This window comes from Albidovulum sediminis, from assembly GCF_025380365.1.
GTDB lineage: Bacteria > Pseudomonadota > Alphaproteobacteria > Rhodobacterales > Rhodobacteraceae > Albidovulum > Albidovulum sediminis.
In genome coordinates this window covers 15,542-32,035 of the sequence record NZ_JAOCQF010000001.1, presented here as the reverse complement: position 1 = coordinate 32,035, position 16,494 = coordinate 15,542, and the positions used below count along the sequence as shown (strand labels likewise).

Here is a 16,494-nt window from a genome sequence, read left to right as displayed (position 1 = left end):
CCCGTGTCTATCGCGCCGCACACGAGCCGGTACGATGGGCAGATGAACAACGACGACCAGATTCAGCACTACCTCGATCTTTGCAAGCGCATCTACCTCCGCATGCTGGCAGAGGGTTCCTGGCCTTGGGCAGATTCGCCAAATTCCGAGGATCTGATAGAGTCGGACGATAACCCAGATGATCCATGAAGCCGTGTTTTGGATACATACGGGTCTCGACACAGAAGCAAGGTGAAGGTGTTTCGCTCGAAGCCCAGAGAGACGCGATTACGGCCTTTGCGAGTCGCCACAACCTTTCCATTACCGAATGGTTCGAGGAAAAAGAAACGGCGGCGAAGAGTGGCCGCCCGGTATTCAGCCGCATGCTGAAACTGCTGGAACGCGGCCGGGCGCGGGGTCTCATCATCCACAAAATCGACCGCTCCGCCCGCAACCTAAAGGATTGGGCCATCATCAGCGATCTGTCCGACGCGGGCATCGACGTCTATTTCGCCACCGAAAGCCTGGATTTCCGGTCACGTGGCGGCCGCCTCACCGCCGACATTCAGGCGGTTATTGCTGCCGACTATATCCGCAACCTCCGCGAGGAAACCCTGAAAGGCATGAACGGAAGGCTGAAGCAGGGGCTCTACCCGTTCCGTGCGCCCATCGGCTACCGCGACAACGGCCGCGGCAAGGAAAAGACCATCTGTCCGGTCAATGGCCCCCAAGTGCGGCAGGTGCTGGAACTCTACGCGTCCGGCGCCCATTCCATGCGATCACTTCAAGCCGAGGCGGAACGTCTCGGCCTGCGCAGCCACACCGGCCGTCCGCTCACCCTGCACGGCATCGAAGCAACTCTAGCTAATCCGTTCTATGCCGGGATCATCGAAATCAAACGAACCGGGGCCAGGTTCGACGGTATCCACCAGCCGCTGATCACCCTGTCTACCTTCCGCCGGATACAGGCCATCAGATCTGGACGCGCCGGAAAGAAAGTCACGAAGCACAATCACACTTATCGGGGCTTGATCCGCTGCGGCCACTGCGATCGGGTGCTCAGCCCGGAACTTCAGAAGGGTCATGTGTACTACCGCTGCCACACCATCGGCTGTCCGACCAAGACGATCCGTGAAGACTGGTTTGATTACTTTGTCCAGATGCGCCTAGCGGACTTCGAGATCTCCGAGGGTGATGCGGAGCGCCTGGTCAGTGACTTCAAAACCTGGATCGGGCAGCGTGACCTTGCCGCCGAACGACAGGCCCTCGACCTGCAGATAGGACGGGCCACCGCCCGAATGGACCGGCTGACCGATCTGTTGGTCGATAGCATTATCGACGCCGACACCTACCACCAGCGAAAGCGTGAAATGGCGCTTGAGATCGCGAAACTCCGGGAAGACCGGACCAAACTGGAGGAGAACGACCGGAGCACAGATGACGTTAATAAGTTCTTCGAACTCATGAAAAACCTTGTCCAGCTTCACCGTTTGGCAAAACGTGACGAAAAACGCCAGTTAGTCGAGATTTGCTTTTCGAACCGGACGCTCTGCGAAGCAAAGCTAGACCTAGAGCCATATAATTGGCTTCAGGAGATTAAGAATAGACTGAGTGTCTCCAATGGTGACCCACAACGCGACACTTTTCGAACCATCGCAGACATTCTCAAAAAGTTTGAGCACGTATAATACGACGAGTCTAGACTATGAAGTTTCAATCTGCGGGGCGATCCGGATAACTTTTCGAATTAACGGTTACCCTTACGGTAACTCAATCTAGTGCTGTTAAATACCCATCCAATGTTCCAAGTAGACCGCGCAAAGCTCGATTAAAATCAACTTTCTTCTTTGCTCGTGCAACCACGGCCTCTTCATAGTGTCGCTTGGTGGAGAACCTAAGGGTATCTGAAATGACTTGCGGCATTCTAGTTTTCTTGATGGCGTATCTCGCGACAATACTATTCAGGTCACTTGCTGCGATCAGAGCATCGAGCCTGTCGAGTTCAGCCTGAAACGTGGTTTCTATTTCCACTCGAAGTTGAGCGCCTCTTTGCTCCCTGATCTCCCGCCAAGTCGGCAAACTACTCAACATGCGGTTTCTTGCTGTCTTCTCGGCCCTACGGGCGGCAAGCACTTCTTTTGTCTCTTGATCCAAGACTGACAACGCTGCTTGATTTGCTGCGGCCGCAAGTGCAGCAGCGTCGATACCGAAGATATCTGCTTGAACTGCCGCCATCTCATGCAGCGAACGCGACGAATAGAAGATTGATTCAATTGCGCTTACCTCAAGAGCAAAGACTTGCTTCGCCTCAAGCTCCGCAACCTCTTTTTCGGTTCGGTCGTCCCGGTCAACTAACCCGATGGGACTCAGCCAGTGCAACGCTGCTGTCCCAGCAAGGCCCACAACCGATCGATCGACTTCGGTGCAACTACCCCTTGGAACGATAGATAAACTCGGGTAGAGCGCAGATATTAATGGAAAATCCAGGCTCTGCGTCTCGCCTTCAACGAACAGAATTCTTCGTCTTGCGCCAAGTATGGCCCGCCTAACATCGTCTGGAACGTCAACTCCAGGCTCTAAAATGTCCACATCCCACCCGGATGCGACGGCCCCATTCCAACTACAGCCGCGAACGATGACCACCCTTGCGTCCAGATTGCAATTCGGGAGCTCTGGCTCGTGCGTGGCGATAACGAAACAGCAATCGCTTCGCTTTTCGAAAAGCGCCGAGAGCATTGGCTCTGTAATGGATCGATGCAAATGTCTTTCAGGCTCGTCGATCAGAAAAAGCGTTTCAGGCTCTGCCGTAAGGATTTGCGCAGCAAGCATCACCGCGTTTCGTTCGCCGTCCGAGAGTTGGCTAATGCTGAAATTCGACGCTCCATCATGGCTGGCGAGAATATCTCCGTCGTCATTGATTGAAAGCTGAACAGTCAATGAACTGATCGCCAAAATGTTATTTATAGATTCTAGTGGGGAAGGTAACTTTGCTGCTGTGGTTGCTTCTTCAACCGAGTCAGCCTTAAGGAGTGCAAAAACTTCACGTGATACTCGGTTTTGCGCATTCGCAAGATCGTAGAGGGCGACCTGGGTTCGAGGTTGCGCGTAGTCATCTTTCCATCGGGCTTCATCCTGTCGATCACGTGTATTGATGTTACGCTCCAGGTCTCTCCTTGTTTTCGGTGTAAGGTCAACAGAGCTAGATTGTAACCAGGACTGACGATGTGCCGCAATACGCGTTACCTTTAGTCCACCTGTAGACTTTGAGAGCTGCGTGATTAGTGCAGATTTTCCAGATCCGTTTGATCCAACAACAAAAACGGCGCTCCCGTTGGTCAGCACAACTTCGGTTTCAGGGCCGCCGCCCTCTAGGGGCGGAATTCTCCAAGGATGTCTCATGCTCTAATCTTACCAAATTCGACACTTCCGCCGGAAATTCCTAATTTTTCGGGAGCTCGCGGGTATGTGCTGACCGCAGCCATCAAGCGATATGTCGTCATAGACTTAGAAATGGTCAAATGCACTATTAAGCCCATGTTACAGTTTGACCAACTCCGCAAGCTTGGTGGCAACGTCTTTCATTGGCTCTTCTCCAGTGCTCAGCCCGCTTCGCGATCCGAGCATAGGACTCACGTCGCGGAGAGCTTCGTACGACGTGTTGTGTACGACGGGCACCAGTAACTCGCGCGCCAGGAGCACTGAAAGCTCTTTGTCGGCGATGCCCTCTCCGCGAAGGCGGTCTAGAAACGCAGGCGTTACCAACACGATCCCAATTCGAGATCTTGCCAATCCTCTGTCGATTTCTCTGAGCAAAGGCGAACCGAGAGGGACGTCCTTTTCACTAAACCAGACAGAGACGCCTTGTGACACAAGCAAATCGTGCAGATCCTTGGCTGCCTTTTTGCGATCGTCCCATGCGTGGCAGAGAAAGACATCCCGAAGGTCAGGTTGTGACGCGCGCCTCTCGACATTGTCGCGGATTGGCGTGAGTGCCCGCACCTCCGTCGGCGTGTACATCGCGGATGATCCTGCCGGAGACCATCTCGGTTTACTGCTACCGCGTCCACTGCCACTCCTTCCACCGGTACTGCTGACTGACCGGGAGGAATAGGATGGTGTGTAGGACGAGTATGAACCGTAGCCGCCGAAGCTACGGTAACCGCCATATCGGTTACCACATGCAGGGCACGCCGCTGCGGCAGCTGCTGAACGATGTCCACGTACTGGTGCTGTGCATCTTGCCATGAATTTCACTATACCTTGTGATCTGGCGGCCATCAAGCACCATGTCTATGGGCTTCCGTGTCCAAGTGCCAATTGCGATATCCCGATGTTCCACCACCTATTCACCTCGTGAGCCAGGGCATACTCTTCCGTGCCAACCGGATACTGAAGGCAGAGCCCGCTGACATCCCACCGTGGCACCGTGCCCCTGGTGGCCCGATCCGAGGAAGAAGCCCAGCCATGATGGTGCAGATCTCAAACCGTATTCATAGGTTATTGGGGTGATTTGCCCCCAGTCAAGCTTGAGAACATTATACTTGACAGGATCGATTACGCTGTCATGTCCTGTGCGTCGCGACCTCACGCTTAGCAAGAGCTACCACCGCGCAAAACCGCAACTGCATATCACCAGCTGCTAATGAAGATAGCAAAGGGATATCTCGCCATGATTAGCTTCGAATGCGTACCTATACCTGCGGAGCCCAGAACTGTGCAACAATTCATTGACGCAAACCGCAGTAAGTATATAGAGACACTTAATCAGGTGCGGACAAGAGTCTCCAATGCCCTGTCAAAACTCGAAATATACCGAATCTATAGCCGAGAAGAGCGCCAAGGCGGAGAAATTCTGAAAGAAACTAGAAAGATCAGGCTGAAGCTAAATAGCTACTATAAATCACGGGGGTTATCACAAGGCTCGCTTTGGGAAATACCAGATATTGTAGGATTCACCGTGGTCGTCTCCTATCCATCCGACATCTCCGAAGTATGCCGAAAGATTGATCAACTTGTTGACCTAGGAGTATTTGGCTCTCAAACTCCGGAGAAGCCAGCCGAAAGCGATGACGATAACGCTGTAATAACCTCTAAGCATGGAAGACCTCTTATGAGCAAAGGCTACTTTGCTTGCCATTACAATTTATACGAGCCCGGGATTTCTGATAATCAGAGGTGCATTTGCGAAATACAAATTAAGACGATTCTTCACGACGCGTGGGGAGCCAAGACCCACGATTTGACTTATAAGGCTTCGAGTCATGTTGAGCTCTCTTTGCTGAGGACTTTTGAGCTTTTGGGTGACTCTCTCGCGAAACTAGATCAGCAGAGCGATGTCGCCAAGAAAGCGATTACGCAGCAAGCCCTCGCTCGGCAGAGAAAGAAAGATGCGCTTCTCAGGGAGCAGGTAAAAAACCATCTGGCTTTTGCAATTGAATCGTCTCGATTTCTCAAAGAAAAGCAGGAAGAAATTTCCGCTCTTAGCGCTGGTTCTGCATCAGATTCCATAGATAAGCTTGTTCAGCTTTGCCTCAAAGAATATAAAAGCGGTACGAGCCGCTCCGGAGCATGCACGCTTTTCTTTCTCGGACACCTTACCGCCATTCGTCGCATACAGGATCGAGGGAGAGAGGCTTTGCGTGACTGGGAGAGCCAAGTTGTCAATTACAGTGAGAAGGCAAGAATAGCTGGGATTTCCGGCTTGATGTCCTTCTTTGTTGGAGATACTGCCGATGCAATTGACGAAACAGAGAGAGCAGTCGAGCATCTCTTAGGCGGAGTTACCCATAATGCTAGCCCTGATGAGAAGGCTAGGGAAATTCGTCGGCTTCACTCGCTCCATTCATCTCTCAGCTACTACCATGCAGAGATTATCGGTTCAGATGTGGGCCGAAAGCTCAACTCTGCTGCAGAAGCTGAACGTCACCTAAAGCGAGGCCTGAGCCTGCGGAGAAGGATCAAAAATTGCCCAAACAATGCCTTTGCGAAACTAGGTGTTATTCGTAGATCCCTTCGAGACACAGAGTTCGCGCCTTCGAATTTCAATGCTCTCGACACTGAACTCTTTGTTAGGGCGCAACTTGCACCGAACGTACTTGAACTAAATCAGATTAGGAGCAGAATGCGTATTCTTAACGAAAATGCGCCTCTCGCTTGTGAGCAAGAGGCGCAACTATTGTTTGAGTTCCATGACTACTGCGCTCGCGTGCGCCTACTGGAACTCGAGAGACTTCACACGGGGTCTCCGTCCCAACCGTAAGGAAACGCCATTAGTTTCACTCCTAATTGATCACCCTACGCATTGCAGGGCGTCCCATATATAGTAGCACACCGTCAGAGCGGCGCTATAGGTTCCACACTTAGCACACAGATCGCTGTCGGGTGTGTTCGGTATGCCACCTTCACTCTAATCTTCCCTGTGTTGACGTCAACACAACTGGCGTGATCCGGCCTTGGACAGTCCGTTTCCGCCGAAATGCCGACGCATGTGGCGTTGCCTGCCTCTTGGGAGGCGAAAAGAGCAGTCGAAGTAGACTGCTGCGAAACATACTCCGTACGCAAGCCATCATGCCGACGACGTGGGGGACTATAGATCGGCAGTATGTGAGGCAGGCTCGACTAGCTGCGCCATCATGTGCACGAAAGAGACTAAAAAGAGACTAGCCTCTGCTCCGACTACTCGTAACCATTTGAAATAATTGGTGCCCAGAGCCGGAATCGAACCAGCGACACGCGGATTTTCAATCCCGGATTGTGGATGGAAGATCAGTCGGTTATATCTGAGTTTTCCGTCAAACCCACCGCGGGAAATCAAGCACTTAGCGGTCGATTGTCAAACCATCTGCGGACCCGGAAAGGGGCCGTTGGGGGATGGTGCGGCTGCACTTCCCGGCCTGTCAAGCGCCTTGACCCGCCGCCCTTAACGAGCCGCCGCGCCCCCCTTCCGGACTCTCGCCCATGAGCTGGAAGATCGCCAATCTCTGCGCCGACCGCATCTTCGGCAGCGCCGCGCGCAAGCAGATCATCATGTTCCTCGCCGACAAGGCGAGCGACGACGGCTCGGGCATCTGGTGCTCCAAGGGCACGATCCAGCGCCACACCGAACTCGGCGAAAGCACGGTCAAGCGGACGATCACCGATTTCCTGCGCGAGGGCATCCTGGTGGAGACAGGACGCCGCCCCTGCAAGAACGGCTTCACAGTGATCTACCGGATCATGCTTGACCGGGTGATGGCCTTCGAAAGCTCCGCCGAACCCGATGAGGGGACGGGGTCCACTGTGAACCCCGTCCAGCGTGATCCCGGTAGGGGGTCCACCATGGACGGGGTACGGGGTCCAGGATGGACCCCAAACCACCCTGAAACCATCCATAAACCACCTACGCGCAAGCGCGGGGAGGCGGCGGTGGATGAGCGGGTCGAAAGGATCTGGGCGGCCTACCCCAAGGATCGGCAGCGCGGGAAGGCAGCGAGCTTGGTGGCGATTACCGAAGCGCTGGCCGAGGGGATCGACCCGGACGATCTGTTGCGCGCCGTGCAAGCCTATTCGACCGAGAGCGCGGGCTTCACGCGGTCCAAGGTCTGTTTCTCGGACAACTGGTTCGCTGATCGTCGTTGGCAGCGCTTCCTCAAAGCGGCGGCAGAGGAGCGCGATGCGCGGACGGCGCTGGCCGCCGATCACCACGCCCGGCTGGCCGCTTGGGTCCGCGATCGCAACCCGATGTGCAAACATATCACCGCCCTGCAGGTAGCAGCGCTGGTGGCGGCGGGGCTGGTGACCGATGGCCAGTTGCGCGCGGCGGGGTTGGCGGGATGAGGGGCGCGTCGTTTGTAAAATGCGCCGCGCATCACGTCCCGTGCATCGCGCTTTCCGCGCCCTGCGTCGTGTCCCGCGTCACCAGCGCCGCGCCTTGCGCATCACGCATCACGTCCTTTGCACCGTGTTTGCTGCGCCGCGCTGCGCGCATCGCGCAGTCCTCACCCCAACCCGCCCAGCAAACCCACTGAAACGGACTCCAAGCCCCTGACCCGCCTCCGCTGACGCTGGGAGGCGGGGGGCTCGGAGGAAGTTGGCAAGAAATAGGAACGTAATCTTCACATGCGCCACCACCGCAAACTGACCGACGACGAACGCCGCCAGATCGTCGAGGCACGCGCTGGAGGCGTGCCCGCCGCTGCACTTGCCTGTAGCTTCGGTGTCTCGCCCCGGACGATCTACAACACCTTGAACCGTGCGCGGGCACCCGGGCCGACGGCCATCCGCACTCGATCAGTGACCACGCGTGTCAGCGACCGCGACCTGACCGGCTTCATGGCTGCGCTTGCCAAACGCGGCATCACCGACCGCCCCGCTGCCGTTCGCCGCCTGATGGGAGCTGCCGACAAGATTCTGATGGCACCAGACCCGGTAACGGCAGCCATGTTGAAGGGCTGGACCGCCGAAATCCAAAGCCATGGCACCGCGATCAACCAGATCGCCCGCAAACTGAACGAGGCAAGGCTGATCGGTCGTTCCCCGTCCTACTCGGCCGACGACGAAGCGGCGATCTGCGCGCTGATGGCCTTTACGTTCACCCTCATAGCCGACTTCCAAGATCTGTGGGGCGCGAGACGGGAGGCGATATCGCGAGAGGTCGACGAGGCTCTGTCGGGGTTGAAGGCGGGAGGCTGCTACTCTTGACATGTACGGCGCATTACCGTACATGTCGCATACAAAGGAGGCCTGCTATGTTTGTCATGACACCAGCCAGCCCGACACAGGGAAAGATGGGTGCCCGCAAGGAGCTGCGCCTGCATCGCGCGGATGAAGAGCGTATCCGCGCCGCCGCCGCCGCGACTGGGTTGCAAGAGGCTGATTTCATCCGTCAGGCAGCCCTCCTGCGCGCACAGGAGGTGGAACAGCGACTGTCCCTTTCGATCCTGCCAGTCGAGGCCTTCGCTGCTTTCAGGGCTGCCGTGGATGCACCGGGCAAAGTGGTGCCCGGCTTGGCCCGTGCGGCAGAGGCTTCGAAAGGCCTGCTGACGGATGCAGGCTGACCCGCCCGCGGTCCGGCCCGCTCTGACTATCGCAAAATTCGACAAGGCGCTGCATGACCGCAGCGCCTTTTCCTGCGGCTTTGCGCCCATCGACCATTTCCTGAAATCCTCGTTGTCAGACCAGACAAAGGCGGGGATGGTTGCGGCATGGATCGCGACGGCGGGCGCGGATCCGGCGGTGCTGGGGTTCTACACGCTCAGCGCGCTGGCCGTTCGGTCTGACCTGGGCCCAAAGGCGTGGCAGCGGACCCGCGTGCCCGATGTGCCGGTGATCTACATCCGCGCAGTTGCAGTCCGACATGACCTGCAAGGTAAAGGGCTGGGAACAGCGCTTGTCATCGACGCAATGCGGCGCTGTCTGGACATCGCGGAGCAGATGGGCGCTGCCGCCATCGTGCTCGACGTACTCGAGGACGACCATTTCGACCGCCGCTGGCGGTTCTACCAAGATCTGGGCTTTCGGGCTCTGGGCGATCCAAAGAACCCGACGCGCGTCTTCATCCCCATTGCGGATGTCCAGGCGACGCTTGGCGGCTGATCAGTCAGGGGGAACATTCATGATCGAGGGACGAGAAGGGCGGTAAGCGGCCGGTCGCTGCGACCAGGACGAATGGCAGGTCTAGCACCGAGTTGCGGCCTGGCAGCTTATGGACGCCAGGTCGAGCGAAGCAAACGTTGGCTTGGTTCGCCGGTCAATCCGCAACGACCCACACCCCGACGTTCAGACGATCATAGACGCATCCGAGAACCTGCCATACGTTCATCTGGTTGAACGGCTGCCTTCTGCGATTTCGAAATGCCAATCCGAATTGTCTTCGAAGTGAAGTGAGGAATCGGGAACACTCCTGTACATTCGGCCGTGCCGAGCGGAGACGACCTGTAGCCGTTCTCCGCGAGCGGTCAGTGACCGACGGCGCGGCCCACCGCCTCCACCGCATCGATGATCGCCGGCAGCAGCCCGGTGACCTTTGCTACTGCCACCGGAGCGCCGGCGACCAACACCGCATCGACGAACTTGGTCGTTCGCTCACCGATCCATTTCGTCAACTTGAGCGCGAGACCCAGGATGCGCGATATTCCGGCCTTGACCGCTTCCGTGTCCGGCTCAAGCTTCGCAAGCTCGGCCTCCACCGATGCGACGGCTTCCCGGGCATCCTGTAGATCGGCCCGCTCGATGCCGACATCTTCCTGTTCGGGCGGACCATTGTGCCTGCGCCACGCGAGATCGGCTTCCAGCTCCTCGATCTGTCGTCGCAGGATTGCCAGCGCCTTGAGCGCATCGCCGCGGTCGTCGTCCCCGGCATTCGGTGTCGGCGCAAGCAGGCGCGCGAAGTCGGGATCGTTGAGGAGCATGGCGCGAATGCGCGGTCGAACCTGCTTCCCGACGCTTTCGGCGGGCGAGAAGCCCTTCAGCATAGGGCCGTCCATTTCCTGAACCACGGCCGAAATGTTGCGCATGCGGTAGCGGATCGCGGCGTCGTTGCGCAGCGCGAGCGGGCCGCGGAGCAGTGCCTGCGCCACAGACTCCGATCGCCCGTCACCGCCGCTCAGCTGGAGCCGCAGCAGGAGAACATACACCTCGACGGACTGACGAAGCTCGTCGTCCGTCCACGGCGTGTTTGCGCTGACCTTCTCGCTGCGAGCCATCACTCTCCCTCGATCCGTCGGTTTCGCCTGTCTCTCTAGCCACGAAAGCCCAGGACGCGCGCTTCCTCGATGATCTTCTCGCCGTGCAGCGCCTGCTTTCGGGACGGCTTCCTGCCCGATCCGGCCAGTTTGCCGAGACTGAACGCAAGGGAGCGCTGCCAGGCCTGAAGGGTTTGCGTGTCCTTCGCCCAGGCGGCGATATCGAACCAAGTCTGCGCAGGCACTTCCGCCACCCGGTCGACCAGCTCGCTTTCGCCAGCGTTCGTCTGTTCCTCAAGAACGCTGGCGGAGCCTGATGTTCTGGCATTCTCGCGGGAAAGCAGTCCCGCCTCGACATTGGCCGGTATCTCGATCGGAGTGTCACGGAAGCGGTCCCAGCAGGCCTCCTTCTTGCACCACTCGGTCACGTTCTGACCGCCCGGCGGGGTGGTCACGTGTGCGTGCGCGTGGACGCTCAACACCTCGATGAAGGAGGCAAGCGGTGCCGGAAGCTCCTGAGCCGCCCAGATGGCATCGAGATCGACCCGCTTGGCGGTACGATGCGACAGCCATGCGATCAGATAGGTCACGATGTTGGCGCGATAGCCTCCGAACTTCTGTCTGGAAACGATGCGCTCGGACTGCTTGAACAGGATCGCACGCGCGACGGCCCGCTGAAAATATCCTTCCTGGGGATCGAACGATCCGCGCTGGTCAAGCGCGTCCATGAAATCCAGATAGCATTTCTGGCCACCTCGGCTGACGATGTGAGGCAGCTGGGACCAGCTGTGCTCATACTTCGCGAGATCGGTCTTGGTGATCAGCTGGTTGCGTGGATGAATGAGCTCCCACTTTCGGCGCTCGGCCTCGGTGCGATTTTCGGCGAGCGCGTCGTGATACTGACCTCGCGCCCGTTCGTAGAACCAGCGCGACTGCCGCTGAAGTCCGCCTGCCGGCGGCGCCCAGATCGATCGCGAAAGCTCCTGCATGCGCCGATGAAACGGATGGTTCGACGAGAAGTCGGCCATGTTGACCTTGTTCTGGTTGTTCGCCGATTGCGAGATGCGGGGGGCGATCTCCTCGATGTCCCCGTCGCTCAGGATTTCCGTGACCTTGACCGGCACCTGAAGGCGCGCGGCATCCACCTTGTCCTTGCGCCATGCGCGGAAGATCGAACCAGTCGTCTGACCGCCGTTCACGATCTGGAAGTCATCGGCTGCAACGAGGTCGGCGGTGCCGTCGCCATTGTCCTCAATCTTCAGCCCAGTTGCGGTGACGGACAGACCGTTGTTGAACGCGAGAAACATCTGCGGTTCGTCGATGATCGTCTTGCGGATGCCCTGGTTCACCTTCCCTTTAAGCTGAAGAAAGCTGCGGACGTTGCGCTCCAGCAGCCTCGGGCCGTGCTGCCGGTACATCTCGACCAGCAGGTTGCCCGGCATGATGGTGAGCAGGCAGCGATAACCACTCTCCGCAGGGCTTGCGACAACACATCGCAGGCGACCGCCGAGGCGCGCGAAGTCGACATGGATCGGCTCACGGCTGGAGCCGGACGAGACTGCGCGGTGCAGGCGACGTAGATCCCACAGGTGGCTGGACACCTCGATCGAGCCCAGCATGTAGCTCTCGATCTGGTCGATCGTGGCAAGTCCGTCGGTGATCACGAACAGGCGCACATGGCTGATTTCGTCACGCGCCTCCCAGATGGCGCGGCACATGTCATAGCCGGACAAGGCTTCCTCGCGCTGCTTGTGAAGCCCCGTCAGCGCCTTGTCCAGAAAGGCCCCGAGACGTCTGAAGGCCGCATCGACGTCCGCCTTCGGCACCGTCGAGACCGTGCCGTCGAGCCGGGGGATCACGAGGAAGAGATCAAGACGATCACTGTCCTCCGAGAGGAAATACCCGGAGCATCGGATGCCGCGTCCGTCGACGGGACAGCCGATGCCGTCGTCGATCTCGCCGGCATCGGCGAGATGCTCGAACATCAACTCCGCAAAGCTTTCGGCGCGAAGGGCGCCATCTTCCGCAGAATCGGCCCGGGCGATCACATCCTGGAGGATGTTCACTGCATATTGCTGGAGATCGTCTTGTTCAGCCATCGGTCTCCCCCACGATTGCCGACACCTCATCTTCAAGGATCTCGTGCTCGCCCAGATCGTCGGCGATGATGGAGTAGCGGATGTCGCCGACCCCGGCGGGCAGGTTAGCCTCGGTCAGTCTCGGAAAGTCGCCTTCGACTCTGAAGTAGCGACGCTCGGAACATTGCCATCTGTTCCGGACATAGCGCGGGGCGTGCACGTCAAGATAGCCGCTCATGGCAAGCCTGTCGTCCAGCGCCTGCGTCGCGCCCGGAGCGCTGCCGAGCCTCTGTCGGACCCGCGCGACGGCGGCGGGCAAGGAATCACCGTGCGTTGCGCTCTCGTCGAGGCGCAGGAAGGCGAGAAGCAGCACTTCATGGGGACGGTCGTCCAGCTGCTTTTCGTTCGCAATCTGGATGCGGGCATGGCGCTTCGCCAGGCTGGTCTTGACCTCGACCGCCAGTCCGCCGCGGATGAAATCCTGATGCGCTGGGTCAGGGCCGGTCCACGCGTCGACCGCCTCGATCTCGCTCATGCGAGGAAGGAAGAGCGTTTCGAGGACAAGAAGCTCCCCGAGCAACCCGCGCTGCTTCTCCTCGGACAGCCCCTCGGCAGGGATCTTTTCGAACAGTCCCTGCCACATGCAGAGACGATCGATGCATCGCCGCAGCGCCGACGCTGCAGACGGCTGTGTGGCGGTTGCGGCGACAAGGTCTGCGGACATGACTGCAAATATGTCGGACACGTCCTCCTCTGCCAGCATCACCCGCAGGAGCGTTCGTGGCTCGGTCCCGGGCAGAATCTCGTGGACCATTCGAACGCCGCGACAGGCGGGAATTCGGTCGCCTGCAGGGCGGTGTGCGCCTTCACCCTCGATCAGCAGGCCAGGACGCCTGCTGGGCCAGAAGATGCAGGCGAATATGTCGGCGGCCGCGTCGATTTCAAGCCGGATGCGCTGCAGACCGGCCGCAGTCGGGGGCGCCTCGGCTAGTTCCGTCCAGATCGACAGCAGCTCCTCGGGGCTCATTCGAAGAGCCTTTCAAGCTGCTTTACGCTGTTCTCTGCATAGTCGATGAGCGGCGCGTCGTCATCGAAGGGGAAGCTGATCGCAAAGCCCATCAGCGGGAGGTTGCCCGGAAGGCCGCCGTCGATCGGATAGATCAGAAGCAGGCCGCGATCGTGGCTGCGCTGGCGCCGGATGAACGGGCCACTGGCAGTCTTCGGACGATCCTTCTTCGGGTCGGGCTTCTTCTCCCATGCCTCAAGCGTCTGTTCGAGGGCGCGTACCTGCGCCGCGTGGTCGAGATCTGCGACCTCGTCGGCTGGGCTGACCAGGCGGCCGATGCTGACGCGGCCGTCTCCAGATCCGCCGTCATGCTCGCGCTCTGTGAGGGTGATGTCGTATCCGCCGAGCCGGCATCGGATGCCGGAGCGTCCTTGGCCGGCCAAGACGACGGTCCAGTCGCCGAGACGCCCGTTCGCAACGCGATTTGCCACATAGTCGGCAAGCGCCTGCGAGTTTGCCTTCCACGAATCCCTCGATGTCTGGATCTGGCGAAGCAGCGAGACGACGTCGGCGCCTGGAACCGCGTCCCACTGATGCCGTCCCTTGGCAGAACTGGCGGGCAGACCGGCCAGGAAGGCGTCGAAAGCGCCGAAGTTCCCTTTCGCCTGCGCCGTTTCGAACGACACCGTTTCCGAAATCGTGCCGGAGAAGCCGGCGCGGACCCGTGTGCCGGACCGCATCTTGTTGGCGGCAGTGATCAGCAGGCCATCAGGATGTGTGCGGACACGATGGCCGAACTCCAGCGGTGTCTGTCCGGTGTTGAAGGCGAGATCGAATTCCTCGCGCAGCTCGGCGGTGGCCGTCGCGATGTGGCGATACCAGCGCACGAGAGTGCGCGACGTGTAGAGCCTGCAGAGATCGGCGTAGCGCGGCCGGTAACCGAACCAGCGCCCCATCTGCATGAGCGTGTCGTACATCTTGGTCGTTCGGATGAAGTAGCTGATCGACAGGCCTTCGAGGGTCAGTCCGCGTGACAGCTTGTCGCCGCCGACGGCGATGACGGAAAGGCCACCGGGATGATCCGAATAGTCTAGGGCGTCCTTGGCCGATCCGTTCACCTGCTTGACCCTGATCCGCTTGACAGCGTCGAACAGGTTCTCGCGAACGTCAGCCCAGGAAACCGGCGGCAGGTCATGATCGGCCAGCAGGGATCGAAGCTCGTCCGACTTCGCTGCAAACTCGCTCTGCCAGAGCGCCTCAAGTTCATTGAGCGCGCTGCCGCCGGTTCCCGGGAACTCAAGCTGGCGCACGACATCGACCAGGAACTCATCGACCAGCCGTGCCACCTTCTCCTGCACCACGACCAATCGCGTGACGTGGATGAGCATCGAATTGTCGACATTGATGTCGCCGCGGGCGCGTCGTGCCGCGCAGACCAGCAGGAAGGCTAGCATCGCTTCATGCAGCGAGGCCGGGAGCTTCGTGACCTGAAGGTCCATCTTGTGACCAGGCGGGAAGATCGCTGCTGCGTCCGCGATCCGGCGGATGATCGGCAGTCCCATTGTCTCGCCGTCCGCGCCCGGTCGGTTTACGCCGAACACCTTCTCCGGTCCGATGTAGTTCGACGGCGCTGGAAGATTGATGATGAAGCTGCTGGGAAAGAGATCCTTGCCGACATCTTTGTTCGTCGCTTCATGATGCATGAAGACGTTGGCGAATGGCGTGGCCGTGTAGCCGACGTAGGTGCTCTTCTCGAAGCCGACGAGCAGCTTGCGGATCAGACGGTTGGTCTCGGTCGGGCTCGCATCCTGGTCGATCGATCCGTCATCCCTGCGGTATTCGTTCGTGTTTGCCGAGGCATTGTCCGCTTCGTCGTCGATGACGAGAACCGGCACGTCGCGGATCAGCTTGCCGCCAGGCGTGCCGGGGTCGTCCTTGGCGCGCACTGACTGCACCCAGGCGATCAGGTTCTTGAGGATGCTGACGCGCTTCTTGACGACGAGGATTATGGGATCGCGGCCGCCGGGGATCAGCCGCGTGCCATCCGCGGTGCCGATCTTGAAGTCGCCGCCCTCGTGGCTGCTTGTCAGCGAATGAGCGACGAGAAACGGCGCGCTCGGCATCTTTCCAGCACCGATGCGTTGGTTCTCTTGGTCGTCGGCGAGCAGGCTGAGACGTGTGTCGAAGCCGAGAAAGCCTTCGTCGAGACGAAGCTGGGTCTGGCTGCGCAGGCTGTTGTGGACGCCCGCCAGCACGATGACGAGCGGATAACCGGCATCTACCGCCTTGCAGATGAGTGCTGTGTAGTTGGACGTCTTGCCCGACTGGACGTCACCGACGACGAGCCCACGGCGATCCCACGTGCCGACGGTCTCGGGATTGCGCAGCCTGTCCAGAATGTCGTCGGTCAGACGATCGAGCTGGATCAGCGGGCCGGATGCCCACTGCTTGCCGCGGTCCATCCAGTGCCGGTAGCGTTCCCAGAATTCAAAGGTCCGGTTCTCGCGGGCGGTCTTTACCCAAGCGACGAATTCCTTGTCGTCGATGATGGAATAGCCGCCGACCAGCGTGTTGTTTCGCGCCTCCAGTTCGCGCAGCAGGCGTGTCCGGTCGACGCTGGCATATGGTGGCATGGCGAGGATCGTGTCGACGGCCTGTTCGAGCGCTTCCTGTGTGATCCGCGGCTCCAGCTCCAGGAGCGCGTTGGCGGCGCCGTAGGCGCTGCGCATCTGCTGTTCCGGAGTGACCATCGACATACTGCCTCCTTGCT

At 59.1% G+C, this 16,494-nt stretch carries 13 protein-coding genes; 7 read left to right on the top strand and 6 right to left on the bottom strand.

Features of this window, described 5'->3' with window-relative positions; all coding sequences use genetic code 11:
* Positions 1 to 42 precede the first annotated feature (42 nt).
* Positions 43 to 189: a hypothetical protein gene (locus tag N5I32_RS00175; RefSeq protein ID WP_261493377.1), complete on the top strand. Its 147-nt coding sequence runs from the start codon at positions 43 to 45 to the stop codon at positions 187 to 189.
* Positions 186 to 1,667 (top strand): recombinase family protein, encoded by a 1,482-nt coding sequence (locus N5I32_RS00170; RefSeq protein WP_261493376.1) that lies wholly within the window; start codon positions 186 to 188, stop codon positions 1,665 to 1,667. The genes N5I32_RS00175 and N5I32_RS00170 overlap by 4 nt, the downstream gene beginning before the upstream one ends.
* Positions 1,668 to 1,749: 82 nt before the next feature.
* Here N5I32_RS00170 and N5I32_RS00165 read toward each other — a convergent pair whose 3' ends face one another.
* Both N5I32_RS00165 and N5I32_RS00160 read right to left on the bottom strand, forming a co-directional pair.
* Positions 1,750 to 3,378, bottom strand: a complete 1,629-nt coding sequence (locus N5I32_RS00165; RefSeq protein WP_261493375.1) for an AAA family ATPase — start codon at positions 3,376 to 3,378, stop codon at positions 1,750 to 1,752.
* Between the two features lie 138 nt (positions 3,379 to 3,516).
* Complete coding sequence (locus N5I32_RS00160) at positions 3,517 to 3,996, bottom strand: toll/interleukin-1 receptor domain-containing protein (protein WP_261493374.1); 480 nt, start codon at positions 3,994 to 3,996, stop codon at positions 3,517 to 3,519.
* A gap of 652 nt (positions 3,997 to 4,648) precedes the next feature.
* Between N5I32_RS00160 and N5I32_RS00155 the strand changes: the two genes are divergently transcribed.
* The 5 genes from N5I32_RS00155 to N5I32_RS00135 all read left to right on the top strand — a co-directional run bounded on the left by N5I32_RS00155 (position 4,649) and on the right by N5I32_RS00135 (position 9,552).
* Positions 4,649 to 6,238, top strand: a complete 1,590-nt coding sequence (locus N5I32_RS00155) for a RelA/SpoT-related domain-containing protein (protein ID WP_261493373.1) — start codon at positions 4,649 to 4,651, stop codon at positions 6,236 to 6,238.
* 698 nt (positions 6,239 to 6,936) lie between these two features.
* Complete coding sequence (locus N5I32_RS00150) at positions 6,937 to 7,794, top strand: hypothetical protein (RefSeq protein WP_261493372.1); 858 nt, start codon at positions 6,937 to 6,939, stop codon at positions 7,792 to 7,794.
* A 282-nt stretch (positions 7,795 to 8,076) separates the two neighbouring features.
* On the top strand, positions 8,077 to 8,658 hold the full coding sequence (locus N5I32_RS00145; protein WP_261493371.1) for a helix-turn-helix domain-containing protein: 582 nt from the start codon (positions 8,077 to 8,079) through the stop codon (positions 8,656 to 8,658).
* Between the two features lie 47 nt (positions 8,659 to 8,705).
* Complete coding sequence (locus tag N5I32_RS00140) at positions 8,706 to 9,014, top strand: type II toxin -antitoxin system TacA 1-like antitoxin (protein ID WP_261493370.1); 309 nt, start codon at positions 8,706 to 8,708, stop codon at positions 9,012 to 9,014.
* Positions 9,004 to 9,552, top strand: a complete 549-nt coding sequence (locus N5I32_RS00135) for a GNAT family N-acetyltransferase (protein ID WP_261493369.1) — start codon at positions 9,004 to 9,006, stop codon at positions 9,550 to 9,552. The genes N5I32_RS00140 and N5I32_RS00135 overlap by 11 nt, the downstream gene beginning before the upstream one ends.
* A 362-nt stretch (positions 9,553 to 9,914) precedes the next feature.
* Here the strand turns inward: N5I32_RS00135 and N5I32_RS00130 are convergent, their stop codons facing one another.
* From N5I32_RS00130 to N5I32_RS00115, 4 genes are read right to left on the bottom strand one after another with little or no spacing between them, the layout of a single operon-like run.
* On the bottom strand, positions 9,915 to 10,661 hold the full coding sequence (locus N5I32_RS00130; protein WP_261493367.1) for a hypothetical protein: 747 nt from the start codon (positions 10,659 to 10,661) through the stop codon (positions 9,915 to 9,917).
* Between the two features lie 35 nt (positions 10,662 to 10,696).
* Entirely contained in the window at positions 10,697 to 12,739 is a 2,043-nt protein-coding gene (locus N5I32_RS00125) for an AIPR family protein (RefSeq protein ID WP_261493365.1), read from the bottom strand.
* The gene (locus N5I32_RS00120) at positions 12,732 to 13,745 is read right to left on the bottom strand and encodes a PD-(D/E)XK motif protein (protein ID WP_261493363.1); all 1,014 of its coding nucleotides are present in this window, start codon (positions 13,743 to 13,745) and stop codon (positions 12,732 to 12,734) included. The genes N5I32_RS00125 and N5I32_RS00120 overlap by 8 nt, the downstream gene beginning before the upstream one ends.
* Positions 13,742 to 16,480 (bottom strand): Z1 domain-containing protein, encoded by a 2,739-nt coding sequence (locus tag N5I32_RS00115; RefSeq protein WP_261493362.1) that lies wholly within the window; start codon positions 16,478 to 16,480, stop codon positions 13,742 to 13,744. The genes N5I32_RS00120 and N5I32_RS00115 overlap by 4 nt, the downstream gene beginning before the upstream one ends.
* Positions 16,481 to 16,494 lie beyond the last annotated feature (14 nt).